The sequence below is a fragment of the Pseudomonas sp. GW821-FHT02B10 genome, assembly GCF_059421865.1.
The window spans coordinates 151620-177075 of the sequence record NZ_JBWKVU010000009.1 but is presented as its reverse complement, the minus strand read 5'-3'; the positions used below and the strand labels follow the sequence as shown (position 1 = coordinate 177075).

25 protein-coding genes are annotated in these 25456 nt (G+C 65.2%); 12 read left to right on the top strand and 13 right to left on the bottom strand.

What is annotated here, in order from left to right; translation table 11 throughout:
- Positions 1-41 precede the first annotated feature (41 nt).
- Positions 42-575 (top strand): GNAT family N-acetyltransferase, encoded by a 534-nt coding sequence (locus AC07VU_RS19950; protein WP_495030311.1) that lies wholly within the window; start codon positions 42-44, stop codon positions 573-575.
- Between the two features lie 421 nt (positions 576-996).
- Here the strand turns inward: AC07VU_RS19950 and AC07VU_RS19945 are convergent, their stop codons facing one another.
- Positions 997-1962, bottom strand: a complete 966-nt coding sequence (locus tag AC07VU_RS19945) for a LysR family transcriptional regulator (RefSeq protein WP_102680316.1) — start codon at positions 1960-1962, stop codon at positions 997-999.
- Between the two features lie 304 nt (positions 1963-2266).
- On the opposite strand from AC07VU_RS19945, the gene argH reads away from it, so the two are divergent.
- The 9 genes from argH (at position 2267) to AC07VU_RS19900 (ending at position 11646) form a co-directional block, all read left to right on the top strand.
- Positions 2267-3694 carry an argininosuccinate lyase gene (gene argH / locus AC07VU_RS19940; RefSeq protein ID WP_274302749.1) on the top strand — a complete coding sequence of 476 codons (1428 nt, stop codon included), beginning with the start codon at positions 2267-2269 and terminating at the stop codon, positions 3692-3694.
- 117 nt (positions 3695-3811) lie between these two features.
- Complete coding sequence (locus AC07VU_RS19935) at positions 3812-4690, top strand: amino acid ABC transporter permease (RefSeq protein WP_009043824.1); 879 nt, start codon at positions 3812-3814, stop codon at positions 4688-4690.
- Between the two features lie 21 nt (positions 4691-4711).
- On the top strand, positions 4712-5476 hold the full coding sequence (locus AC07VU_RS19930; protein WP_009043823.1) for an amino acid ABC transporter ATP-binding protein: 765 nt from the start codon (positions 4712-4714) through the stop codon (positions 5474-5476).
- Positions 5477-5528: 52 nt separating this feature from the next.
- Positions 5529-6353: an ABC transporter substrate-binding protein gene (locus tag AC07VU_RS19925; protein ID WP_274302747.1), complete on the top strand. Its 825-nt coding sequence runs from the start codon at positions 5529-5531 to the stop codon at positions 6351-6353.
- 111 nt (positions 6354-6464) lie between these two features.
- Positions 6465-7313 carry a polysaccharide deacetylase family protein gene (locus tag AC07VU_RS19920; protein WP_274302746.1) on the top strand — a complete coding sequence of 283 codons (849 nt, stop codon included), beginning with the start codon at positions 6465-6467 and terminating at the stop codon, positions 7311-7313.
- On the top strand, positions 7306-8193 hold the full coding sequence (locus AC07VU_RS19915) for a polysaccharide deacetylase family protein (protein WP_457276381.1): 888 nt from the start codon (positions 7306-7308) through the stop codon (positions 8191-8193). Before AC07VU_RS19920 ends, AC07VU_RS19915 begins: the two co-directional genes overlap by 8 nt.
- Complete coding sequence (locus AC07VU_RS19910) at positions 8190-9542, top strand: MmgE/PrpD family protein (RefSeq protein ID WP_495030310.1); 1353 nt, start codon at positions 8190-8192, stop codon at positions 9540-9542. The genes AC07VU_RS19915 and AC07VU_RS19910 overlap by 4 nt, the downstream gene beginning before the upstream one ends.
- 54 nt (positions 9543-9596) lie before the next feature.
- Entirely contained in the window at positions 9597-10781 is a 1185-nt protein-coding gene (locus AC07VU_RS19905) for an MFS transporter (RefSeq protein WP_087090997.1), read from the top strand.
- A 157-nt stretch (positions 10782-10938) separates the two neighbouring features.
- Complete coding sequence (locus tag AC07VU_RS19900; RefSeq protein WP_495030309.1) at positions 10939-11646, top strand: HPP family protein; 708 nt, start codon at positions 10939-10941, stop codon at positions 11644-11646.
- Positions 11647-11815: 169 nt separating this feature from the next.
- Here AC07VU_RS19900 and AC07VU_RS19895 read toward each other — a convergent pair whose 3' ends face one another.
- From AC07VU_RS19895 to AC07VU_RS19860, 8 genes are all read right to left on the bottom strand, one after another.
- Complete coding sequence (locus AC07VU_RS19895; RefSeq protein ID WP_495030308.1) at positions 11816-12679, bottom strand: LysR family transcriptional regulator; 864 nt, start codon at positions 12677-12679, stop codon at positions 11816-11818.
- Between the two features lie 59 nt (positions 12680-12738).
- Positions 12739-13773, bottom strand: a complete 1035-nt coding sequence (astA, locus tag AC07VU_RS19890) for an arginine N-succinyltransferase (RefSeq protein WP_495030307.1) — start codon at positions 13771-13773, stop codon at positions 12739-12741.
- The gene (ctlX, locus tag AC07VU_RS19885; protein ID WP_277588874.1) at positions 13770-14708 is read right to left on the bottom strand and encodes a citrulline utilization hydrolase CtlX; all 939 of its coding nucleotides are present in this window, start codon (positions 14706-14708) and stop codon (positions 13770-13772) included. The genes astA and ctlX overlap by 4 nt, the downstream gene beginning before the upstream one ends.
- A 254-nt stretch (positions 14709-14962) precedes the next feature.
- A complete protein-coding gene (locus tag AC07VU_RS19880) occupies positions 14963-15442 on the bottom strand; it encodes an Lrp/AsnC family transcriptional regulator (protein WP_007974731.1) in 480 nt (159 codons plus the stop codon).
- Between the two features lie 12 nt (positions 15443-15454).
- Positions 15455-16216 (bottom strand): ABC transporter ATP-binding protein, encoded by a 762-nt coding sequence (locus AC07VU_RS19875; protein ID WP_087091000.1) that lies wholly within the window; start codon positions 16214-16216, stop codon positions 15455-15457.
- A gap of 60 nt (positions 16217-16276) precedes the next feature.
- The gene (locus AC07VU_RS19870; protein WP_087091001.1) at positions 16277-16987 is read right to left on the bottom strand and encodes an ABC transporter permease; all 711 of its coding nucleotides are present in this window, start codon (positions 16985-16987) and stop codon (positions 16277-16279) included.
- A complete protein-coding gene (locus AC07VU_RS19865; RefSeq protein ID WP_277588875.1) occupies positions 16984-17709 on the bottom strand; it encodes an ABC transporter permease in 726 nt (241 codons plus the stop codon). Before AC07VU_RS19865 ends, AC07VU_RS19870 begins: the two co-directional genes overlap by 4 nt.
- A 73-nt stretch (positions 17710-17782) precedes the next feature.
- Entirely contained in the window at positions 17783-18562 is a 780-nt protein-coding gene (locus AC07VU_RS19860; protein ID WP_277588876.1) for a transporter substrate-binding domain-containing protein, read from the bottom strand.
- Positions 18563-19032: 470 nt separating this feature from the next.
- Here AC07VU_RS19860 and AC07VU_RS19855 point away from each other — a divergent pair, with 470 nt between their 5' ends.
- Positions 19033-20154: an enoyl-CoA hydratase/isomerase family protein gene (locus AC07VU_RS19855; RefSeq protein WP_277588877.1), complete on the top strand. Its 1122-nt coding sequence runs from the start codon at positions 19033-19035 to the stop codon at positions 20152-20154.
- Positions 20155-20157: 3 nt separating this feature from the next.
- Positions 20158-21309, top strand: a complete 1152-nt coding sequence (locus tag AC07VU_RS19850) for an acyl-CoA dehydrogenase family protein (protein WP_087091005.1) — start codon at positions 20158-20160, stop codon at positions 21307-21309.
- A 253-nt stretch (positions 21310-21562) separates the two neighbouring features.
- Here AC07VU_RS19850 and AC07VU_RS19845 read toward each other — a convergent pair whose 3' ends face one another.
- From AC07VU_RS19845 to AC07VU_RS19830, 4 genes are read right to left on the bottom strand one after another with little or no spacing between them, the layout of a single operon-like run.
- Positions 21563-22336: an enoyl-CoA hydratase gene (locus AC07VU_RS19845; RefSeq protein ID WP_087091006.1), complete on the bottom strand. Its 774-nt coding sequence runs from the start codon at positions 22334-22336 to the stop codon at positions 21563-21565.
- 20 nt (positions 22337-22356) lie between these two features.
- Positions 22357-23484, bottom strand: coding sequence for an acyl-CoA dehydrogenase (locus AC07VU_RS19840; RefSeq protein WP_123412774.1), 1128 nt, complete (start codon positions 23482-23484; stop codon positions 22357-22359).
- A gap of 9 nt (positions 23485-23493) precedes the next feature.
- Complete coding sequence (locus tag AC07VU_RS19835; protein WP_420801019.1) at positions 23494-24681, bottom strand: acetyl-CoA C-acyltransferase; 1188 nt, start codon at positions 24679-24681, stop codon at positions 23494-23496.
- A 12-nt stretch (positions 24682-24693) separates the two neighbouring features.
- Positions 24694-25455 (bottom strand): SDR family NAD(P)-dependent oxidoreductase, encoded by a 762-nt coding sequence (locus AC07VU_RS19830; protein WP_007925739.1) that lies wholly within the window; start codon positions 25453-25455, stop codon positions 24694-24696.
- Position 25456 lies beyond the last annotated feature (1 nt).

Sequence of the window (25456 nt, the reverse complement as noted above, 5' to 3'; positions counted from 1 at the left end):
CGGTTGATCGGTCGCGCCCTGGCTCCTTACACTCGCGCCCCATGACTCTGCAAATCCGCCTGGCCACAGAGGCCGATGCCCCCCTGCTCCCCGCCATCGAACGCAGCGCCGCCGCGCTGTTTCGCCGCGACCCCGAACTGGCCTGGCTGGCCGACGCCGAGGTGCCCGACGCCGCGCAGCACCGCGCGCATATCCGCGAGCAGCGGGTGTGGGTGGCGGTGCTCGAGCAAGAGGTGTGCGCCTTCCTCGACGCAGAAGCCTGCGCCGACGCGCTGCATATCTGGGAGATCTCGGTCGCCAGCGCCGCCCAAGGGCGCGGTATCGGCCGTCGCCTGCTGCAGACGGTGGGCGAACAGGCGCGCCAGCAGGGGTTTACCGCTCTGACCCTGAGCACCTTTCGCCAGTTGCCGTGGAATGAACCCTTCTACCAGCGCTGCGGTTTCGTCACTCTGGACGCCGAGCAATTGGGGCCGCGCCTGCGGCAGGTGCTGGCCGAGGAAGCTCGCCATGGCCTGCCGGCGGCCCGGCGCTGCGCCATGCGCCTGACACTGCCTGCCCACCCCATGCAACTGTAGGAGCGAAGCTTGCTCGCGATGACACTCTGCCAGGCAAAATCGATGGTGCATATGCCGGCCTTATCGCGAGCAAGCTTCGCTCCTACCGGGGGTGTTCGGAAGGTATCAGGCATCTAAGGAGCGCCGCGCCGGTTATTTAAAATGGCGAGTGGGTGGGCCGCAAACGGCATGTTTTGTACTCACCGGTTACTTCGTACGGATAACCCTGCGGGAATCCAAAGAACTGTAACCATGGGATGAAAGTGCCATGACGCCGGCTATACCAGCCATGTCTGCGGCGTGCTCCGCCTTATGGAATAGCGCACTTTGAACCGCACTTTTCATTTGCACTTTTGAGCCGCACTTTTATCCCGTACTTTTCACCAGCAGCCAGGCACAGACAACGAGTGCAGGCAGAACCTGGACGGCACCTGGGCCAGGCTCAGCCATTACTCTTGAGGTCCACCCCCAGCGCCTGGGCGAAGGCCTTGACCAAGGGACTGCGCACCGTGTTGTGACGCAGGATCAGGCTGAAGGGCGTGCTGTAGTGCACCAGCTCCGGAAGCAGTGCGCGCATTTCGCCGCGTTCCACCAGCGCCGCGGCATAGTGCCGGGGCAGGAAACCGAGGAAACGCCCGGTCTTGATCAGTATCGCCACCGCTTCGACCTGGGACGCCGCCGCCGAAAAGCTGTCGTACAGGGCAAACTGCCCCTTGGCCTGATGGATCGCATAGCGATGGTTGATGAACTCGTACTGCTTGAGGGTCTCGGCGTCGATCGCGTTGTCCGCCACGTCAAACAACGGGTGCCCCACAGCGCAATAAGCCGCGGACTCTTCGTCATATAACTTGAAGTAGTCGAACTCTTCGCGCTTTTGATAGACCGGCACAATTCCAGCAACTAAGCGCCCCTCCACCACACCCCGTTCAACTTCATCCAGTTGTGATGCGTAGAGCCTGAATCTTACTTTCGGCGACTCCATATTCATTCGTCGCAGGGCAGCAACTAACGGCGAACTAATATCGGTGATCGTATTATCAATGACCCCCACACCCAAATCGCCGATTATTTCATTCTGCGCGCAACTAAGCCGGTCGCGAAAGTTGTCCACCGAGGCAAACAGGTCAATCGACGCCTGATACACCAGGCTGCCTTCCTCGGTCAGGCAAAACCCCTCCCGGCCCCGGGTGCACAGGCGCATGCCGATGCGGATCTCCAGGTCGGAGATCTGCTTGCTGATGGCCGCCAGGCCCACGTTCAGCTCGTTTTGCGCGGCGCTGAAGCCTCCCGCCTCGACCACCGCCTTGAATACCTTGAGCAGTTTGAAGTCCAGTCCGCTGAGTGCCAGCGGTGCTCTGTGGGCGGTTTTAATCGCTGGGTTTCCAGAATTGGAAAGTGGGGTTTCCATAATGCTTATTGACCTCGGGCGGCATATTCAACAGGCTTTGCTGCACAACAAAAACACAGCCGACAAATAATAATGAACACAGAAAACAAGGCTTGGCAACCATCAGAAGTTTCCCTGGGTCAGCCACAACTCGCTGATTCAACACCCTTAAAAACTGACACTTCGATCAGTTCTCGCCACTTGCTACTGCCCTCTTGAAACCTGCCTGACCCGAAGACTCTTCGACGCCCTTTCAGCGGCTGTTGGAGAAGTCCGTGGTCGGCCGTACCGAATTCAATTCGCGTTATCGACGAGGAAAAAAACAATGAACCAGCCTACCGATCGCCTCTGGGGCGCCCGTTTCAAAAGCGGCCCGTCCGCGGCCCTGGCCGCCCTGTCGCGCTGCCCCGAGCGCTACTTTCGCCTAACCCCTTACGATCTCGCCGGCTCCAAGGCCCATGCCCGGGAACTGCAACGCGCCGGCCTGCTGGACGAGCCGGAAACCCGCACCATGCTCGAGGCCCTGGAGCGCATCGGCGAAGACTTCCGCGCCGGTCGGGTGAGCCCGACCCTGGACGACGAAGACGTGCACACCTTCATCGAACGCCTGCTCACCGAGCGTCTCGGCGCCCTCGGCGGCAAGCTGCGCGCCGGCCGGTCGCGCAACGACCAGACCGCCAACGACCTGCGCCTGTTCCTGCGCGACCATGTCCGCAGCCTGGCGGTGCAGGTGCTGGACCTGCAGCAAGCGCTGGTGGAACAGGCCGAACAGCATGTCGACAGCATCTGCCCGGGCTTCACCCACCTGCAGCAGGCCCAGCCGATCGTCTTCGCCCACCACCTGCTGGCCCACGCCCAATCGATGCTGCGCGACGTACAACGGCTGGTGGACTGGGATGCCCGCACCGCCCTGTCACCACTGGGCGCGGCGGCCATGGCCGGCTCGGCCATCGCCCGCCAGCCGCAGCAGTCGGCCAGGGAAATGGGCTACGCCGGCGTCTGCGAGAACTCCATCGACGCGGTAGCCAGCCGTGACCACGTGGCCGAGTTCCTGTTCGTCGCCAGCATGCTCGGGATCAACATCTCGCGCCTGGCCGAAGAGTTCTGCCTGTGGTCGTCGCGGCAGTTCCGCTGGGTGGCCCTGGACGATGCCTACGCCACCGGCAGCTCGATCATGCCGCAGAAGAAAAATCCCGATATCGCCGAACTGGCGCGGGGCAAGGCCGGCCGGCTGATCGGCAACCTCACCGGGCTGCTGTCGACCCTCAAGTCGTTGCCGTTGTCCTACAACCGCGACCTGAGCGAAGACAAGAACGGCGTGCTCGACAGCGTCGACACCCTGCTGCTGGTGCTGCCGGCCATGGCCGGGATGGTCGCGACCATGACCGTCAACGTCGAGGAACTGCGGCGCCAGGCGCCACTGGGTTTCACCCTGGCCACCGAAGTCGCCGACTGGCTGGCGGTGCGCGGGGTGCCGTTCAAGGAAGCCCACGAAATCACCGGCGCGCTGGTCCAGGCCTGCGAGAAACACGACCTCGAACTCTGGGAAGCCTCCCCGGCGCTGCTGGCCGAGATCGATGCGCGCCTGACCCCGGAGGTGCGCGACAGCCTGACCCTGGAAGCCGCCATCGCCGCCCGCTGCGGCTGGGGCGGCACCGCGCCGGAGCAGGTGCGCGCGCAGATCGCCCGGCTGAAAACCGCCCTGGCGGCGCAGCGGCAATGGGCCGCGCAGTACGACGGTTTCCGTCTCTGAAACCTTGAACGCAGTCCCGCGGGGGCGAACCGGCATCGATGCCGCACGCCCGTTCGCCCCACGGGGATGACGACCGACAGACCGCAGGCACCGTCCGCCTGCGTTGGGAGAAACAGCATGAGCCAGACCCAGGCAGAGCGCCTCCTCGCCGAGCGCAAACAAGCCGAAAACCAGTTCGACATCACCCAGTACGAACATGTGCCGCGGCGCTACTACGGGCGGATCTTCTTCGCCACGGTGATCGTCATCGCCCTCGTCGGCCTGGTCCGGGCCTTCGCCGAAGGCAAGATCGAATGGTCGTACATCGGCCAGTTCCTCACGTCCCGGGCGATCCTGTTCGGCCTGCTCAACACCCTGGTCATGGCGATCCTGGCCATGGCCCTGGGCATCGTGTTCGGGGTCATCACCGCGATCATGCGCATGTCGGCCAACCCGATCCTGCGCTACGTGGCCGTGACTTACACCTGGCTGTTCCGCGGCACGCCGCTGATCCTGCAGCTGCTGCTGTGGTTCAACCTGGCGCTGATCTTCCCCACCATCGGCATTCCCGGGCTGTTCGAGCTGGACACCGTGAGCCTGATGACGCCGTTCGTGGCCGCCCTGCTCGGCCTGAGCATCAACCAGGGCGCCTACACCGCCGAAGTGGTGCGCGCCGGCCTGCTGTCGGTGGACACCGGCCAGTACGAAGCCGCCAAGTCGATCGGCATGCCGCGCCTGCAGGCCCTGCGCCGGATCATCCTGCCCCAGGCCATGCGCATCATCATCCCGCCGGTGGGCAACGAGTTCATCGGCATGGTCAAGATGACCTCCCTGGCCAGCGTGATCCAGTACTCGGAACTGCTCTACAACGCCCAGAACATCTACTACGCCAACGCCCGGGTGATGGAGCTGCTGATCGTCGCCGGCATCTGGTACCTGGCCGCCGTCACCGTCCTGTCCTTCGGCCAAAGCCGCCTGGAACGCCGTTTCGCCCGTGGCGCCGGCAAACGCTCGTAAGCAGCCCTGGAGAATCCGATCATGAGAAACATCGTCAAGGCTGTGGGCCTGAACAAGTACTACGACAACTACCACGCCCTCAAGGACGTCAACATCGAGGTCGAGCAAGGCGAAGTGCTGTGCATCATCGGCCCGTCCGGCTCGGGCAAGAGCACCCTGCTGCGCTGCGTCAACCAGCTGGAGAAGATCGACAAGGGCGGCCTGTGGGTCGACGGCGAACTGGTGGGCTACCGCATCGTCGGCAACAAGCTGCACGAGCTCAACGAATCGCAGATCGCCCGCCAGCGCCTGGCCACCGGCATGGTGTTCCAGCGCTTCAACCTGTTCCCGCACATGACCGTGCTGCAAAACATCGTCGAAGGCCCGTGCCAGGTGCTCAAGCGCTCGCCCAAGGAATCCCACGAGGAAGCCCTGGAACTGCTGGCCCGGGTGGGCCTGGCCGACAAGCGCAACAGCTACCCGATCGAGCTGTCCGGCGGCCAGCAGCAGCGGGTGGCGATCGCCCGCGCCCTGGCCATGCGGCCCAAGCTGATGCTGTTTGATGAACCCACTTCGGCACTCGACCCGGAACTGGTCGGTGAGGTGCTGTCGGTGATGCGCGACCTGGCGCAGACCGGCATGACCATGATCGTCGTCACCCATGAACTGGGCTTCGCCCGGGAGGTTTCCAACCGCATGGTGTTCATGGACGGCGGGCAGATCGTGGAGGCTGGAAGCCCCGAAGAAATACTAATAAGCCCACAAAACCCGCGCACCCAAAGCTTCATTTCTGCCGTTCGAACCTAGGCCTGAGCTCGCAAACCAAGCACAGCCTCACAACATTCATAAGAGAACGACCATGAAGAATTTCGTCATTCCAGCAGTACTCGCAAGCCTGATGGCCAGCAGCTTGACCTTCGCCGCCGAGCTGCCCGCCAGCATCAAGGCCAAGGGCGAGATCGTTGTCGCGATCATGCCCAACTACCCGCCGATGGACTTCAAGGACCCGGCCACCAACCAGCTCACCGGCCTGGACTACGACCTGGGCAACGCCCTGGCCGAGCGCCTGGGGGTGAAGATCGCCTGGCAGGAAACCGGCTTCGAGCAAATGATCAACGCCCTGACCACCGACCGCGTGGATGCGGTGCTGTCGGGCATGACCGACACCGCCGAACGGCAGAAGAGCGTGACCTTCGTCGACTACTTCACCAGCGGGCCGCAGTTCTACACCCTGCAGAAAAACACCACGATCAACGAACCCACCGACCTGTGCGGGAAGAAGGTCGGCACCAGCCGTCGCACCACCTTTCCGGCGGAAATCGCTGCCTGGAGCAAGACCAACTGCGAAGCCCACGGCAAACCGGCGGTGGTGGTGATCGGCGCCGAAGGTTCGGCCGACGCCCGCGCGCAACTGCGCCAGAGCCGCATCGACGCTGCGATGCAAGGCAGCGAGACCCTGCCGTACCTCAAGGCCCAGGAAAAAGACACCTACAAGACCCTGGGCCTGCCGATCTCCGAGCAGTTCACCGGCCTGGGCGTGAGCAACAAGAAGCCCGAGCTGGCCGAAGCCCTGAAGAGCGCGCTGCAAAGCATGGTCGACGACGGCAGTTACCAGGCCATCCTGAAGAAATGGGACCTGGAGCTGGGCGCGATCAAGACCGTGACCCTCAACGCCGGTAAATAACCATCCGAGCAATCCCCCCGCGGGCACGAGCACATTCGTGTCCGCGGGAGGTGGCTGTTGCTCAGCGGATGGCGGGCAAACCGGCCCGCCCCAATGACTGGAGCGCTATCGATGTCTTCCTCACCCCAACCCAGCTGGCCGGACGGGCACCAGGCGTGCCTGGCCCTGGCCTTCGACCTCGACGGGCCGACCGGCGACGCCATGCTCGACGGCTCGATCTGGCGCAAGCCGGAGTATTTCGGCTTCGGTGGCTACGGCCCCTATCGGGCCCTGCCGCGCTTGCTCGACCTGCTCGATGACTTCCGGATCCCGACCACCTTCTTCGTTCCCGCCTGGGTGGTGGAGAACTGGCCCAGGCAATGCCAGGCGATCGTCGAGCGCGGGCACGAGGTGGCGTACCACGGTTACCAGCATGAGTCCTTCTATGCCCTGCCCCTGGAGCAGCAGAAGGCGGTCATGGCCAGATCCCGCGAGGTGTTCTGGAACCACCTGAATATCCGCGCCGAAGGTTTCCGTACCCCGTCGGGCGACTGGCGCGCCGAAACCCCGGCGATGCTGGTGGAAGCCGGCGTCGCTTATTCCAGCAGCATGCGCGGCGACGACCGTCCGTACCTGGTCCAGGTACCGGGCCATGCCACGCCGCTGGTGGAGATCCCCGGGCGCTGGGAGATGGACGACTACGCCTCCCTCGCCTACACCCGCGCCCCAGACTTCCCCTCGGGCCTGGACCGCACCGCCAGCTACGAACTGACCCTGGACAACTGGTGCCGCGAATACGACGGCGCCATGGACGAAGGGCTGTGCCTGACCACCCTGTTCCACCCCAAGATCACCGGCAAACCCGGGCGCATCCTGCTGCTGGAGCGCCTGTTCGAACATATGCGCCAGCGCGAGGACGTATGGTTCGCCACCTGCCGCGACGTCGCCCGCTGGTGGCTCAAGGAGCATCGCCATGGCTGACACCCGGGTCTGGCCCCAGGGCTACCGCTGCGCCGTGGCGGTGACCGTCGACTACAACGACATCCACGGCATCCTCACCCAGGCCCCGCAAGTGGCCGGGCGCGACAAGACCCTGTCGGTCTGGCGCTACGGCAGCCAGCGCGGCGTCGAACGCCTGCTGGCATTGCTCGACGAACTGCGGGTGCCCGCCACCTGGTTCGTCCCGGGGATCGTGGCCGAGGAAAACCCCGGGCATGTACGGGCGATCCAGGCCGCCGGGCATGAAATCGCCTGCGCCGGTTATCGCCACGCCAATTACGACCGCTTGAGCCTGGCCGAACAGCAGCTGGAACTGCAACGCGGGTGCCAGGCCCTGGCCGACCTCACCGGCCAGCGCCCCACCGGCTTTCGCATTCCGGCCGGCAACTGGGCCCCGGGGTTCGTCGAGGCGCTGCACGGGCAAGGTATTCGCTGGTCGTCGTCCTGGCGCGGCGATGACCTGCCCTTCCCCCACCCGACCCGGCCGGAAGTGATCGAGCTGCCCCTGCACTACGAACTGGAGGACGAACCCTACTTTGCCTTCAACCTCAGCCCGGCGGTGCCGCCGGGGCAATCGCGGATCGCCTCCTACAGCCACACCCTGGGCAACCTGCAGCTGGACTTCGCCGGCTTCCACCGCTTCGGCCTGCTCTACGTGCTGCGCCTGCACCCGGAGATCATCGCCACCCCGGGGCGCATCGGCCTGCTGCGCGAGCTGTTGCAGGGCATCCAGCGGCACGAGGATGCCTGGATCGCCCGCGCCGGCGAGATCGCCCAGTGGTGGGCACAACGCGCGCAACCGCTGGCGGAGGATCACCCCGCGGCGATTTATGAACGTCACTATCGGGCCTACCTGCCATGACCGATCGCTTGCAACGCCTGGCGCAATTCTGCGTCGACAGCCGTTTCGAAGACCTGCCCCCGGCTCTGGTGGCCCAGGCCATCCGGCATATCCTCGACACCTTCGGCGCCGCGCTGGCCGGGGCGCACAGCGAAGTCGCCGCAGCAGCGCGCCAGGCCCTCGGCGACGAGGGCGGCCGCAGCCGGGTGTGGGGCACCGCGCTGAGCAGCAGTGCCACCCAGGCCGCCTTGTTCAACGGCATCGCCGCCCATGCCCTGGAGCTGGACGACACCGGCGGCTGCGACCATTCCGGGGCCGTGGTGCTGCCGGCGGTGATGGCCGCCGCCAGCCTGCGGGACACGCCACTCAGCGGCCGCGAGCTGATCACCGCGGTGGTCATGGGTTATGAAGTCGGGCGCCGGGTGCTGGAAGCCTGCGGCGGTTATTCGGCCCACAACGGCGCCGGCTGGCATTCCACCGCCACCTGCGGGGTGTTCGGCGCGGCTGCCGCCTGCGGTCGGGTGCTCGGCCTGGATGCCCGGCAGATGGCTTCGGCCCTGGGTCTGGCGGGCAGTTTCAGCGGCGGGCTCTGGGCTTTTATTCACGACGGCTCGCACAGCAAGAAACTGCACAGCGGCCGGGCCGCCGAAGGCGGTCTGCTGGCCGCGCGCCTTGCCCGGCAAGGCGTGACCGGGCCGGGCCAGCTGTTCGAGGAGGTCTGGGGCGGTTTTCTCAAGACCCTGGCCGGCAGCAACGCGATCCCCCAGGCCCTCGACGAACACCTGGGCCAGGTGTGGAAGCTCGCGCGCTGCTCGATCAAACCCTATGCCTCCTGCCGTGGCACCCACTCGGCCATCGATGCCCTGGGCCTGTTGCTCGAACAGTTGCAAGTGACGGCGGATCAGGTGGAGGACATTCAGGTGTCCCTCTGCGCCTTCCTCGACGACATGTGCGGCAGCCGCGATATCGACTCCCTGGCCGCCGCGCAGATGAGCCTGCCCTACGCCCTGGCGGCGCGCCTGGTGCATGGCCATGCGCGGCTGGATGCCTATGACCGCGAGTGCCGCGAAACAACACGGATCGCCAGTGCCATGGCACGGATCCGCCTTGAAGTGGACCCGCAACTGTCAGAGGATGGCGAGCCCGTGGTGACCCTGCGCACCCGCGACGGGCGCCAGGCCAGCCGCTGCGTCGAGGTGCCGCTGGGCGCGCCGGGCAACCCGCTCGACGATCAGGCGCTGCAAGAAAAGTTTCTCAGCCTGGCGACCCGGGTGCTGCCAGCCGAACGGGCCGGCGAATTGCTGCAACAGTTGTGGCGGCTGGCGGATATGGAATCCGTCGCCGTGCTGGACCGCTGGCTCCAGCCATAGCTCCTCCGTAGCTCCTCCGTAGCCCACTCAGACAACAAGGACTCGTGCACCACCGTGGCCACTTACTCGCTGGTTATCCGCCGCCTGATGATCTGCTCGCTGACCATTGTCGTCAGTCGCGCCATCACCAGCCCCCTGCTCACCCTGTTCCTCAGCGAAAAACTCGGCCTCGACCAGCAGGACGTCGGCCTGCTGCTGGGGGTCGCAGTGTTCATCGCCACGCTGCTCGCGCTGTATGGCGGCTACATCCTCGATCGCCTGGACAAGCGCCGGCTGCTGATCCTGAGCATGCTCTCCAGCGGCATCGGCTTTGTATTGCTGACCTTCGCCCACAACCTCTACCTGACCACCGCGATCCTGGTGATCACCGAAACCGCCTCGGCGCTGTTCCTGATCGGCTCCAAGGCGATCATCAGCGAAAACCTGCCGGTGAGTCAGCGGGCCAGGGTGTTCTCCCTGCGTTACACCTTGACCAATATCGGCTACGCCACCGGCCCCATGCTCGGCGTGGTGATCGCCGGGCACCTGCCGCTGGCGCCGTTCCTGATCGCCGGCGCCATCGCCTTTCTCAGCACCCTGCTGATGCGCGGCATTCCAGCCACGCCGGGCCTGCCCTCGCTGAGCAAGCCGCAGAGTTTCCTCGACACCCTTGTGACCCTGAAAAACGACCGCACGCTGATCATGTTCACCTGCGGCTGCCTGCTCAGCACCATCGTCCATGGGCGCTTCACCCTGTACCTGTCGCAGTACCTGCTGGTCACCGAAGACGCGAAAAGCGCCCTCGACACCATGGCCGCCCTGCTGGCCTGCAACGCCATCAGCGTGATCCTGCTGCAGTACCAGATCGGTCGTTTCCTCAAGCGCGAACAATTGCGCTACTGGATCGCCGTCGGCACCAGCCTGTTCATCCTCGGCCTGATCGGCTTCAGCCTGGCCGACAGCCTGCTGGGCTGGTGCCTGGCGATGTTCGTCTTCACCCTTGGCGAGATGATCATCTACCCGGCGGAATTCCTGTTCATCGACACCCTGGCGCCCGAGGCCCTGCGCGGCAGCTATTACGGCGCGCAGAACCTCGCGGCCCTGGGCGGCGCCTTGAGCCCGGTGATCTGTGGCTACCTGCTGGTGCATACCCCGGCGCCGACCATGTTCTATGCCCTGAGCAGTTTGACCGCCCTGGGCGGCCTGCTGTGTTTCATGAGCGGACGGCGGGTGGCCCAGGCCGCCACAGTACAAAAATAATGCACTTAAACAGCATTATTATGAATTTGTAGGCGTGTGGTTTGATCGGCACACTGTGCCGGTTCCTCCCCCCAAATGTTGGAACGTTTCAGGGCTTTCTGGTGCTCCAGACAAGCCCTTCTTTTTGCCCGCAGAACCGGAATTGGATCGCTTCGTCATGCTCGCTCGCTGGAAACCCGCCGCCATCAATACCCGCCCTTCGGAATGGAGCCGCGCCGCGATCGGCATGGCCTTGGGCACGCTGTTCAGTGTCTGGTTGTGCGGCCGGGTGTTCGGCATGGAAGTGGCGCTGCACCTGATCGGTCCGCTGGGGGCCTCGGCCGTGCTGCTGTTCGCGGTGTCGTCGGGGGCGCTGGCGCAACCCTGGTCGATCCTCGGCGGCTACCTGTGCGCCGCCGTCCTGGCGTTGCTGGTGGCCCATGTGCTCGGACGCACCCTGGGCAGCGCCTGCCTGGCCGCCGGCATGTCCCTGGTGCTGATGTGCTGGCTGCGCTGCCTGCATCCGCCGGCCGGCGCGGTGGCCCTGACGATGGTGCTGGCCGACCCGGCCACCATCGCCCTCGACTGGCAGGCCCTGGGCCCGGTGATGCTGGCGGCCCTGTGCCTGTTGCTCAGCGCCCTGGCCTACAACAACCTGACCCGCATCCGCTACCCCAAGGGCCAGAGCGAACCCGCGCCCCAATTGCCCGCCGACCATCCGCCGAGCGATACCCAGGCCATCACCGCCGCCGACCTGAAGCTGGCGCTGGATGAAATGCAGGAATTCTTCGATGTCACCCCGCAAGATCTGGAGCAACTGATCCACGCCAGTGAGGCCCATGCGCGCCGGCGCAGTATTGGCGAGGTGTTGGCGCCGCGGGTTTGATCGGGCTATCCGGACAGATCGCGGAGTCAGGCTTTACGGCAACTGCGTTGCCGATCGCAGCCTCGCGGGCTCGGCAGCGGCTACACAGACTCCGCGATTCCTGTAGCCGCTGCCGCAGGCTGCGCTCGACCGCGAAGCGGTCGTAAGACCAGGCGCCGCGTTTTACGACTCAGATCATCGGGTCCCAGCGCTGCGACCAGTCGGTGTCGCTGGCGATGACTTCGCGCAGCACCTCGAAGGCCTGCTGCAGCTGCACCGAATCCCGTTCGCGGGCGTACAGCAGGTAGGTCGGAAAGTTGAATTCCGGGGCCTTTTCCACCCGTTCCAGCACGCCGCTATCCAGGTAGCTTTGCACCACCCGGGTGCGGAAGTAGCCGCTGCCACCGCCTTCGAGAATGAACTGCAAGGCCAGCGGCCCGAGGTTGAAACCCACCGCGGCCTTGGCCTGGTCCGGTAACGCCGCGTCGTGCTGGCGGCGGAAATCCTCGCCCCAGTCGATGTACACATAAGGCTCGGGTTTGCCGGCCAGGCGCACCAGGATCAGCTTTTCCTCCAGCAACTGCTCGACCTGCAATCCCGGCCCGTACACCGGCTGGAACACCAGCGCGGCGTCCAGCACGCCGAGTTCCAGCTGGCGTTGCAGGCTCGCGCCCTCGGCGATCTGGCTGCGCACCGCGTGGCTGGGAATCGCCTGGCGCAAGCGCCTTACCCAGTTAAGCATCAGCGGGTTGCACAGGCTGACTTCACCGCCGATGTGCAGCACGTTGCGATAACCAGCCAGCAGCGGCAGGTCGCGCTGGGCGGCTTCCCAGGTTTGCACCAGCTGGTTGGCGTAGACGATGAACGCTTCGCCGTCGGCCGTCAGCCGGGCCCCGGCGCGGTTGCGCACGAACAGCTTGCAGTTGAGCTGGCCTTCGAGGTTCTGCACCCGGGCGCTGATCGCGGTCTGGGTCAGGTGCAGGCGTTCGGCCGCGGCGATCAGGCTGCCGCTGCGGACGATTTGCAAAAAGGTGCGGGCCAGGTCGATGTCCATGTTGCCTCTGGGTCACGAAAGTCGAGCGCCATTGTAGCGGCGCTCGTCGTCCGGTGCGCCTACGCCGCGGACAATTGCCGCTCCGGCACCGCCAGGCTGACCGCGCGTACCGAGGCCCCGGCTGCCAGGCCCAGGGTCTGCGCGGTGCGCGCATCGACGATCAGGGTGCCGGCGGCGACCCGGGCCGGCGCCGCAGTGATCCGGCAGGTGGCGAACTGGCGGTTGTGAATCAGGTAGGGTTCGGCCTGCTCGCCCGGGGTGCCGATGCTCAGTTGCAGCACCTGGCTGTCGCGCACCGCGCGAATCTCGCGGGTATCGCATTCGATCAGCGGCCCGCCGTCGAAGATGTCGATGTAGTCCTTGAAGCCGAACCCCTCGGCCTTGAGCATGCCCAGGGCCGGCTCGGTGTTGGGGTGCACCCGGCCGATCACCGCCCGGGCCGACTCCGGCAGCAGGCAGGTGGGCAATGGGAACTTGGGCATCAGCTCGGCGATAAAGGTCTTGTTGCCCAGGCCGGTGAGGTAGTCGGCGTCGGCGAAGTCCATCTTGAAGAAATGCCGGCCCAGCCCTTCCCAGAATGGCGACACGCCGTCCGCGTCGGAATAGCCGCGCATCTCGGCGATCACCTTGTCGCCGAAGTGCTGGCGGAACTCGGCCAGGAACAGGAAACGCGCCTTGGACAGCAATCGGCCATTGAGGCCGCTGCGGTGATCGGCATGAAGAAACAGCGAACACAGCTCGGAGTGACCGGTCATGTCGTTGCCCAGGAACAGGGTCGGCAACTGCTGGTTGATCCCGAGGTTTTTCGACGCGGCGACAAACAGCCCGAGCCGGTAGTTGTACCAGGGCTCGCGCATGCCCACGGCGCCGGCCAGGGCGCAGATGCCCACGGCCTCGCCGCTGTCGCCCTCGAGCACGAACAGGTAGTCGGCATCGGCCCGCTCGGCGTCGCCGGCGAAGGTCTTTTCCGCCCATTCCAGGCGCTGGCGCAGGCGCACGGCGTCGGCGGGCAAGGTGGTCAGGCCGGCTCCGGCGCTGTGGGCCAGGGCCAGCAAGGCCGGCAGGTCATTCAGGGTGGCAGGACGAACGATCATCGCGCGTGCTCCAGGTGAGGTTGGCGTTGGGGCAGATAGACTTCGGCGAGCATGCAGCGGGCACTGCCGCCGCCAATGCGTTCGATGGTGTCGATGTTCACCGGCAACGGCCTGGCGTGGCGCTCGACCAGGCGGCGCTGCTCGCTATCCAGGGAATTCCAGGCGGTGCGCGACATCACCAGCAACGGCTCGCCGGCGGCGTTGCGCACTTCGAGCATGTTGCCGGCGAAGGACTCCAACTGGTCCCAGCTCAGGGCCATGATCTGCTTGCCGCTGCTTTCCAGGCGCGAACGCAGCGCCCGGCGTTCACCGGCATCGCAGAGGGACTCCAGGCAGGCCACGGCCAGGCGGCTGCCAACGCTCATCATCACGTTGGTGTGGTAGATGGCCACGCCCTGGCGGTCGACGGCGTTGAACGCGCACAGCTCGTAGCCCAGGTGCGCGACCAGTTGGTCCAGGGCCCGGGCATGGGTGCGGGTGGAATAACCGGCGTAGCAGATCCGCTGTTCGCGATCCAGGACCATGCTGCCGGTGCCTTCGAGGAATACTTCCTGCTGTTCCAGGCTGGACAGGTCCAGCAGTCGCTCGACCCGGTACTCCTCGCGCAGCCAGTCGAGCACGCCCTTGTCGCGCTCCAGGCGGCGGTTGTGACCCTGCATCGGGTACAGCACCAGGGTGCCGTCCGGGTGGCTGCTCCACCAGTTGTTGGGAAAGATCGAATCCGGGGTGTGCGGGGCCTCGGCGTCGTTGTGCACCATGACAGTCACGCCCTCGGCCCGTAGCGCCGCGACATAGCCGTCGAACTCTTGCAGGGCCTTGATCTGCACGTCCTCGGAACAGGCCGCGGGACGCTGGAAGCGGTTGTTCGCCGCGGTGTCCTGGTTGAAGGAAAAACGCGTCGGGCGAATCATCAAAACAGTATTGGTGGTTTGCATGGGGCACAGATTCGATGAGGGTTGAGAGGTGCTCATTGTCTGTTCGGGGCACGGAAAAACCCGGCTGATCCGGGGGGGCTGCCATGCAGGAAATGGCTGAAAGAAGGCTGTGCGGCAGCCGATTCGGTGGGCTGAATCTCAGATGTTTTTTGAACGGGAAAACGTCATCGCGGGCAAGCCTCGCTCCTACAGAAGATTGCGGCGTCTGTAGGCTCGAGGCTTGCCCGCGATACTTTTAAGGCCGCTGGCGCGGCCTATTCCATGGTGGTCTTGACCATCGCCAGTTCGGGATGGCTGACCAGCTTGTCGATATGCAGGTCCGGGTCGTCGAACCAGACCTCAGTCAGCACCCGGTAATGCTCCATGTCGCGGCAGCGCATGCGCAGGCTGTAGTCGAAGGCGCCGCTGATCAGCCGGCATTCGAGCACCTGCGGACAGGCGCGGACCTTGGCCTCGAAAGCCTTCTGCGCGGCGCGCCCGCTCTGGTTGGACAACGCGACCAGGACCAGCAGGGACAGGCCGGGCGTGAGTTTCTTCTCGTCGAGAATCGCTCCGTAGCCACGGATGACGCCCAGCTGTTCGAGCTTGCGCACCCGTTCCAGGCACGGCCTGGGAGTCAGGTGCACGCGCTCGGAGAGTTTCTGGTAGGTGATGCGCCCTTCGTGGCGCAGCACCTCGATGATGGCCTGATCGATCCGATCAAGCACGATCGACAGGTCGCGGATGTCCGCCATGGATGTCTTGCCTCACTTCAAACGGCCGGATAAAAACTGCTGCAAACGTTCACTCTGCGGGCGATCGAGAATAGTCGCATCGCCCTGCTCTTCCACCCGCCCCTGGTGCAGGAACAGCACCTGGCTGGAGACCTGACGGGCGAAGCCCATTTCGTGGGTCACCATCAGCATGGTGCGCCCTTCCTCCGCCAGCGCCTGGATCACCTTGAGCACTTCGCCCACCAACTCCGGGTCCAGGGCCGAGGTCGGCTCGTCGAACAGCAGGATCTCCGGCTCCACCGCCAGCGCCCGGGCAATCGCCACCCGTTGCTGCTGGCCGCCGGAGAGAAAGGCCGGGTACTGCTCGGCAACCCGCTGCGGCAGGCCCACCTTGTCCAGGTAGGCCCGGGCGCTGGCCTCGGCTTCCTTGCGGCTGTTACCCAGCACCCGGCATGGCGCCAGCATGATGTTCTCCAGCACGGTCAGGTGGCTCCACAGGTTGAAGTGCTGGAACACCATGGCCAGGCGCGTGCGCAGGCGCTGCAACTGGGCCGGGCTGGCGACACGCATGCCGCCTGGGGCGGAACGGGTGGCGATACGCTCGCCGTCCAGCTCGATGTGGCCCTCGTCGGCGCGCTCCAGGAAGTTGATACAGCGCAGCATAGTGCTTTTGCCCGAACCGCTGGCGCCGATCATGCTCACCACGTCGCCGGCACGAGCCTGTAACGAGACGCCCTTGAGCACTTCGTTGTCACCAAACCGCTTGTAGAGATTTTCAACGCTCAATTTGTACATGGAACACTCCTGGAGCGTCGCCATCGGCGCGACACCCCGCACGGGAAAGGGAGAAAAGCCTCAGTGCGCCGGCCCGAGGAAACTCAGCCAGCGGCGCTCCGCCAGGCGGAAGGCGCCGACCAGGCCGAAGGACAGGCCCAGGTACAACAGGCCGGCGATGCCGAACGCCTGGAAGGTCATGAAGGTCGCGGCGTTGGCGTCCCGCGCCACCTTGAGAATGTCCGGGATGGTCGCGGTGAAGGCCACGGAGGTGGCGTGCAGCATCAGGATCACTTCGTTGCTGTAGTACGGCAGCGCCCGGCGCAACGCCGACGGCAGGATCAACCGCAGGTACAGGCGCCAGCCGCTGAGCCCGTAGGCATGGGCGGCCTCGATTTCACCGTAGGGAATGCTGCGGATCGCCCCGGCGAAGATCTCCACCGTGTAGGCGCAGGTATTCAGGGTGAAGGCCAGCAAGGTGCAGTTCATCGCGTCGCGGAAGAAGGCTTCCAGCAAGGGCTGGGAACGCACCGCGGCGATGCCGTAGATGCCGCTGTAGCAAATCAGCAATTGGATATACAGCGGTGTGCCACGAAACACGTAGGTGAACAGCTGCACCGGCCAGCGCACCAGGGCCCAGCGCGAGGTGCGCATGATCGCCAGCGGCAGCGACAGGACGAAACCCAGGGCGATGCTCGCCACCAGCAGCCACAGGGTCATGGCCAGCCCGGTGAGGCCATAGCCGTCGCTGAACAGAAAGGGTTTCCAGTATTCCTGAATCAGCTCGATCATCGCGACAGCCCCCGCACACCCTGGTTATAACGCCGCTCGAGTACCCGCAGCAGATAGTTCGAAGCACTGGTGATCAACAAGTACAGGGCACCGGCCAGGAGCAGGAAATCCAGCATGTTGAAGGTGCTCTTGCCGGCCTCCTGGGCCACCTTGACCAGGTCCGACAGGCCGATGATCGACACCAGCGCCGTGGCCTTGAGCAACACCAGCCAGTTGTTGCCCAGGCTCGGCAAGGCGAACCGCATCATTTGCGGGAAGACCACCAGACGAAACCGCTGCCAGCGGCTCAGGCCAAAGGCCGCACCGGCCTCCTGCTGGCCCCGCGGCACGCTGAGGATCGCGCCGCGGAAGGTCTCGGTGAAGTACGCGCCATAGATAAAACCCAGGGTGACGATGCCGGCCACGAACGGATCGATCTCCATGTAGGGCCAGCCCATGAACTCGGTGAGGCTGCTGAGCCAGCCTTGCAGGCTGTAGAAGATCAGCAGCATCAGCACCAGGTCCGGCACGCCACGGATCAGCGTGGTATAGAAGGTCGCCGGCAGGTTGAACAGGCGCAGTGGCGACAGCTTGGCCGCCGCACCGAACAGGCCCAGGAGCATGCTCACTAGCAACGACAGCGCCGAGAGTTTCAGGGTCAGCCAGGTGCCATGCAGCAGCAGTGGGCCATAGCCTTGCAGGGCCGAGAGGTCCAGGCCGAAAAGATTCAGGAAGGTATTCACGCCAGTCACCTTGAATGCGCCACGGCCAGGCCCTGCGTCGTGGTGTCACGACACAGGGCCCAGGGCGTGGGAATCAGTTGTTGTAGAGGTCCAGATCGCCGAAGTATTTGCGCTGGATCTGTGCGTAGATGCCCTTCTCATGCAGGGCCTTGATCGCGGCATTGAGCATGCCCTTGAGTTCTTCCTGATCCTTGCGGATACCGATGGCGATTTCCGCGGGCACCAGGGGGTCGCTGATGCCCTGGCTGTTCTGGAAGTCGGCGCCCTGGGGCGAAGCGAGGAAACTCATCTGTGCCTGCAGCTTGTCCTGGATCGACGCATCGAGGCGGCCGTACACCAGGTCGGCGTACACCTGATCCTGGTTCTGGTAGGCCCGCAGTTTCACCCCGCTGGGGGCCAGCTTGGCCTTGGCGTAGGTTTCCTGGATGGTGCCCTGCATATAGCCAATGGTCTTGCCCCTGAGGGATTCGGCGGTGGGTTCCAGGCCCGAGTCCTTGCGGGTGACGATGGCGGTTGGGCCGGCGTACAGCCGGTCGGTGAAGTCGATCTGTTTCTTGCGCGCCTCGGTGACGGTCATCGAGGATTCGATGGCGTCGAACTTGCCGGCCTTGAGCGCCGGGATCAGCCCGTCGAAATCGTTGCTGACCCACACGCACTTGACCTTGAGCTCGGCACAGATCGCATTGCCCAGGTCCACGCCGAAACCTTGCACGCCACCGTCGGCGGTGGTCGATTCGAACGGTGGGTAGCTTGGGTTGACGCCGAATCGCAGCTCTTTCCATTCCTTGGCGCTTGCGCCCGCCGAGCAGAATGCCAACGCCAGTACAGGCACAGCCAGCCATTTATTGATCATCTTCAGAGTCCCGGATTATTTGGATTTATCGTGTTCCGGCCCAGGGCCGAAGCACACTTTTTGACAGGGGCAGAGAGTCGGTGCGGTGTCCACCGCAGCAGGGTTGTTATTGTTTTGGGGCGGCGCCGGTCGGCCTGCGACCGTGCCTTTTCCGCTCGCGGCGCTGGCGGCCAGCGTCTGCAACGGGTGGCCAGAATGCCAACAGATGTATGGCCCGGGGTGTCGTAACGGGCCGCCCGGACAGCCTGAATCAGCTGATAACGGTTCGCTCACAGCCGATTCTGTCGCGAGCCCGCTCCGACGGGCCCTGGATCACCACAAGCAGCGCCGAAGGCGGCTGCGCCCCATGCAAAAATGCACAGCCAACCTGCAGTTATCCCGGTTGTACATGGCAAATTTGCACTGTTACGATCCCTCATCGTTCGCGCGCGAACACACCTATAAAGAACAATAAAAGCAGGGAGTTAGTGATGACTGCTCAGGTTCCATCCCAGGCCACGCGAGACGCCGGCGCCACGTCGGTCGAGGCCTCGCCACAGGACGTGCTGGCCGAAGTCCGCAACCACATCGGTCACCTGACCCTCAACCGCCCCGCCGGTCTCAATGCCATCACCCTCGGCATGGTACGCACCCTGCAACGCCAGCTCGATGCCTGGGCCCAGGACCCGCAGGTGCACGCGGTGGTCCTGCGCGGCGCCGGCGAAAAGGCCTTCTGCGCCGGTGGCGATATCCGCACCCTGTACGACAGCTACCAGAACGGCCAGACCCTGCACGAGGAATTCTTCGTCGAGGAATACGCGCTGGACCTGGCGATCCACCGTTACCGCAAGCCGGTGCTGGCGCTGATGGACGGTTTTGTCCTCGGCGGCGGCATGGGCCTGGTCCAGGGCGCCGACCTGCGGCTAGTCACCGAGCGCAGCCGCCTGGCGATGCCGGAAGTGGCCATCGGTTACTTCCCGGATGTCGGCGGCAGTTATTTCCTGTCGCGCATCCCCGGCGAGCTGGGCATCTACCTGGGGGTCAGCGGCGTGCAGATCCGCGCCGCCGACGCCCTGTACTGCGGGCTGGCGGACTGGTACCTGGAGAGCGACCAGCTGAGCCTGCTGGACCAGCGCCTGGACAACCTGCAATGGCACGACACCCCGCTCAAGGACCTGCAGGGCCTGCTGGCCAAGCTCGGAGTGCAGCAACTGCCGGACGCGCCACTGGCGGCGCTGCGCCCGGCCATCGACCACTTCTTTGCCCAGGCCGATGTACCGAGCATCGTGCAGCAACTGCGCGAAGTGACCCTGGGCGATACTCATGAATGGGCCACCAACACTGCCGACCTGTTGTCGACCCGCTCGCCCCTGGCCATGGCCGTGACCCTGGAAATGCTCCGGCGCGGCCGCCAGTTGAGCCTGGAACAGTGTTTCGCCCTGGAGCTGCACCTGGACCGCCAGTGGTTCGAGCGCGGCGACCTGATCGAGGGCGTGCGCGCCCTGCTGATCGACAAAGACAAGAACCCACGCTGGAACCCACCGACCCTGCAGGCGCTGGACGCCGCGCATGTGGCGAGTTTCTTCAGCGCTTTCGACCCCAGCCGGAGCTGAGCCATGCACGACATTGAATTGAGCGAAGAGCAGGTGATGATCCGCGACATGGCCCGGGACTTCGCCCGCGGTGAAATCGCCCCCCATGCCCAGGCCTGGGAAAAGGCCGGCTGGATCGACGACACCCTGGTGGCGAAGATGGGCGAACTGGGCCTGCTGGGCATGGTGGTGCCCGAGGAATGGGGCGGCACCTACGTCGACTACGTGGCCTACGCCCTGGCGGTGGAAGAAATCTCCGCTGGCGACGGCGCCACCGGTGCGCTGATGAGCATCCACAACTCGGTGGGCTGCGGGCCGATCCTCAACTACGGCAGCACGGAACAGAAACAGACCTGGCTGGCGGACCTGGCCAGCGGCCAGGCAATCGGCTGCTTCTGCCTGACCGAACCCCAGGCCGGCTCCGAAGCCCACAACCTGCGCACCCGCGCCGAACTCAAGGACGGCCAGTGGGTGATCAACGGCGCCAAGCAGTTCGTCAGCAACGGCCGGCGCGCCAAGCTGGCCATCGTCTTCGCGGTGACCGATCCGGAGCTGGGCAAGAAAGGCCTGTCGGCGTTCCTGGTGCCCACCGACACCCCGGGATTCGTGGTTGACCGCAGCGAACACAAGATGGGCATCCGCGCCTCGGACACCTGCGCGGTGACCTTCAACCAGTGCACCGTCCCCGAAGCCAACCTGCTGGGCGAGCGCGGCAAGGGCCTGGCCATCGCCTTGTCCAACCTCGAAGGCGGCCGCATCGGCATCGCCGCCCAGGCCCTGGGTATCGCCCGTGCCGCGTTCGAAGCGGCGCTGGCCTACGCCCGCGAGCGGGTGCAGTTCGACAAGCCGATCATCGAGCACCAGAGCATCGCCAACCTGCTGGCCGACATGCACACCCGCCTCAACGCCGCGCGTCTGCTGATCCTGCATGCCGCGCGCCTGCGCAGCGCCGGCCAGCCATGCCTGTCGGAAGCCTCCCAGGCCAAGCTGTTCGCCTCGGAAATGGCCGAGAAGGTCTGCTCCTCGGCGATCCAGATCCACGGTGGCTACGGCTACCTCGAGGACTACCCGGTGGAGCGCTACTACCGGGACGCGCGGATCACCCAGATCTACGAAGGCTCCAGCGAGATCCAGCGCATGCTGATCGCCCGGGAGTTGAAGCACTATCTGTTGTGACCCCAAAAGCTTCGCGAGCACGCCGAGATGTAGCCGCTGGCGCAGCCTGCGATCGAGGCCGAAGGACTCGCTGTCAGCCCTGACGCAGCCCATCCATTGAACCGCGTCGCCCGCCTTGCGACCGTACCGGTCGATCGCAGGCTGCGCCAGCGGCTACAGGCACACGCGCTACCCGCGATAGCTTCCGTACAAACACCACACAAAAAAAATCGCAGCCAAGGCTGCGATTTTTCATGGCGAGCGACAACCCGGACTATTTGTCCTTGAACTGCGCCTCGCGCTTGGCGATAAACGCCGCCATGCCTTCCTTCTGATCCTCGGTGGCGAAGGCCGCATGGAACACCCGGCGCTCGAAACGCACGCCTTCCGAGAGGCTGACTTCGAAGGCGCGGTTCACGCTTTCCTTGATCATCATGCTCACCGGCACCGATTTGCCGGCGATCAGCGCCGCGACTTTCAACGCCTCGTCCAACAGCTCGTCGGCCGGCACGATGCGCGCGACGATGCCGCAACGCTCGGCTTCCACCGCATCGATAAAACGCCCGGTCAGGCACATTTCCATGGCCTTGGCCTTGCCCACGGCGCGGGTCAGGCGCTGGGTGCCGCCCATGCCCGGCAGCACGCCGAGGTTGATTTCCGGCTGGCCGAATTTGGCGTTGTCGCCGGCCAGGATAAAGTCGCACATCAACGCCAGTTCACAGCCACCGCCCAGGGCAAAACCGTTGACCGCGGCGATGATCGGCTTGCGCCGGTTGGCCACCCGATCGCTGTCGCTGAACAGGTCGTCCATGTAGATCTGCGGGTAGGTCAGCTCGGCCATTTCCTTGATGTCGGCGCCGGCGGCGAAGGCCTTCTTCGAGCCGGTGAGGACGATGCAGCCGATCTGAGGATTGGCTTCCAGGCTGTCCAGGGCCTGGTTCACTTCGCTGACGATCTGCGCGTTGAGGGCGTTCAGCGCCTGCGGGCGATTGAGGGTGATCAGGCCGACGCGGTCCTTGATCTCCAACAGAATGGTTTCGTAACTCATGGATCAGCTCCTGCTAAAAGTCAGAGGTTGCGCGAAATGACCATGCGCTGAATGTCGCTGGTGCCTTCGTAGATCTGGCAGACCCGCACATCGCGGTAGATGCGCTCCAGCGGAAAGTCGTTCAAGTAGCCATAGCCGCCCAGGGTTTGCAAGGCGGCGGAACAGACCTTCTCGGCCATTTCCGAGGCGAACAGCTTGGCCATCGACGCCTCCACCAGCGCCGGCTTGCCGCTGTCGCGCAAGGCCGCGGCGTAGTGCACCATCTGCCGCGCCACGGCGATCTGGGTGGCCATGTCCGCCAGGCGGAAAGCCACCGCCTGATGCTCGATGATCGGCTTGCCGAAGCTCTGCCGCTCGCGGGCGTAGTCACGGGCGGCCTCGAAAGCCGCGCGGGCCATGCCCACCGATTGCGAAGCGATGCCCACGCGACCGCCTTCGAGGTTGGCCAGGGCGATCTTGTAGCCCTCGCCCTCCTCGCCCAGGCGGTTGGCCAGCGGCACCTTCACGTCCTCGAAGAGAATCTGGCAGGTGTCGGAGGCGTGCTGGCCGAGCTTGTCTTCCACCCGCGCGACGCTGTAGCCCGGCGCGTCGGTGGGCACGATAAAGGCGCTGATGCCGCGCTTGCCGGCCGCCGGGTCGGTCACCGCGAACACGATCACCACCCCGGCGTTCTGCCCGGAGGTGATGAACTGCTTGCAGCCGTTGAGCACGTAATGCTCGCCCTCCCGCCGCGCGCGGGTTTTCAGGCTGCTGGCGTCGGAGCCGGCCTGGGGTTCGGTCAGGGCGAAGGCGCCGAGCATGGCGCCGCTGGCCAGGGGCTTGAGGAAACGCTCCTTCTGCTCGTCGTTGCCGAACTTGAGGATCGGCACACACCCCACCGAGTTGTGCACGCTCATGATGGTCGAGCAGGCGCCGTCGCCGGCGGCGATCTCTTCCAGGGCCATGGCGTAGGCCAGGTAACCGGTGTCGCAACCGCCCCACTGCTCCGGCACCAGCATGCCGAAGAAGCCCAGCCCGGCCATCTCGCCGATGGCCTCGCGGGGGAAGCGATGCTCGCGGTCCCATTCGGCGGCGAACGGTTTGAGGCGTTCCTGGGCGAACTGCCGGGCCGCGTCGCTGATCTGCTGTTGTTCGTCATTAGGCAGCATGCTGATTCCTTAATACAGGCATTCGACGGCCATGGCCGTGGCTTCGCCGCCACCGATGCAGATGGCCGCGACGCCGCGTTTCAGGCCTTGCTGGCGCAGGGCCGAGAGCAGAGTCACGAGGATTCGCGCGCCGGACGCACCGATCGGATGGCCCAGGGCACAGGCGCCGCCGTGGACGTTGACCTTGTCGTGGGGGATTTCCAGCTTCTGCATGGTGACCAGGCTGACCACGGCGAAGGCTTCGTTGATTTCGAACAGCTCGACCTGGTCGATGGACCAGCCGGTTTTCTTCAGCAGCGTCTTGATCGCGCCGACTGGGGCTACAGGGAACAGCCCCGGGGTATCGGCGAACGCCGCGTGACCGTGGATCACCGCCAGCGGTTTGAGGCCACGTTTCTCCGCCTCGGAACGGCGCATCAGCACCAGGGCCGCGGCGCCGTCGGAGATCGAGCTGGAGTTGGCCGCGGTGACGGTGCCGCCGTCGCGGAACGCCGGTTTCAGTGTGGCGATCTTGTCCAGCCTGGCCTTGGGCGGCTGTTCGTCGTCGCTGATGGTCTGCTGCTCCTTGCCGACGGTGACCTGCAGCGGCACGATTTCCGCCTTGAAGCTGCCGTCCTTGATCGCCTGCTGGGCGCGGGTCAGCGAGGCCACGGCGAAGGCGTCCTGGGCTTCGCGGCTGAAGCCGTTATCCTGGGCGCAGTCTTCGGCGAAGGTGCCCATCAGCCGGCCCTTGTCGTAGGCGTCTTCGAGGCCGTCGAGGAACATGTGGTCGAGCACCCGCCCGTGGCCCATGCGATAGCCGCTGCGGGCACGGTCCAGCAGGTACGGCGCGTTGGACATGCTTTCCATGCCGCCGGCGATCACTACGTCGGCGCTGCCGGCCAGCAGCATGTCGTGGGCGGCGATGGTCGCGGCCATGCCGGAACCGCACATCTTGTTCAGGGTGGTGCAGCGGGTGGCCTTGTCCAGCCCGGCGCCCAGCGCCGCCTGACGGGCCGGCGCCTGGCCGAGACCGGCCGGCAGCACGCAGCCGAACAGCACTTCATCGACGCTGTCGCTGGCCACCCCGGCGCGCTCCACCGCGGCCTTGATGGCGGCGGCGCCGAGCTGCGGCGCGGTCAGGCTTTTCAGTTCGCCCTGGAAGCCGCCCATGGGGGTGCGGACGGCGCTGACGATAACGATCGGATCCTGGTTCATGATCAATCCTCTTTACTTGGCTGCCATGCGCAAGGCGCCGTCGAGACGGATCACCTCGCCATTGAGCATGCTGTTGCTAATGATATGCCCGACCAGCGCGGCGTACTCGTCCGGCTTGCCCAGGCGTGGCGGGAACGGCACGCCGGCGGCCAGCGAAGCGCGGACTTCGTCGCTCATGCCGGCCATCATCGGGGTTTCGAAAATGCCCGGGGCGATGGTCATCACCCGGATGCCGAAGCGCGCCAGCTCGCGGGCGGCCGGCAGGGTCAGGCTGGCGATGGCGCCCTTGGACGCGGCATAGGCGGCCTGGCCGATCTGTCCGTCGAAGGCCGCCGCCGAGGCGGTGTTGATGATCACCCCGCGCTCGCCGTCGGCGTTCGGCTCGCCTTCGGCAATCGCCGCCGCGGCCAGGCGCATCAGGTTGAAGCTGCCGATCAGGTTGACGTTGATCACCTGGCTGAAGCTGGCCAGGGCATGGGGACCGTGCTTGCCGAGGATCTTCTCGCCACGCACGATGCCGGCGCAGTTGACCAGCCCGTGCAAGCCGCCGAACGCCTTGAGCGTGGCCTGCACCGCCGCTTCGGCGGCCGCTTCGTCAGTGATATCGGCGACCGTGCTCTGGCAACCGAGCTGGCGCGCCTGGGCCGCGACGGCCTCGGCGTTGAGATCCACCAGCATCACCTGGGCGCCGGCCTTGACCAGCATCTGCGCGGTGGCCGCGCCGAGACCGGAAGCGCCGCCGCTGACGAGAAAAACCTTGTTTTCGATGTGCATC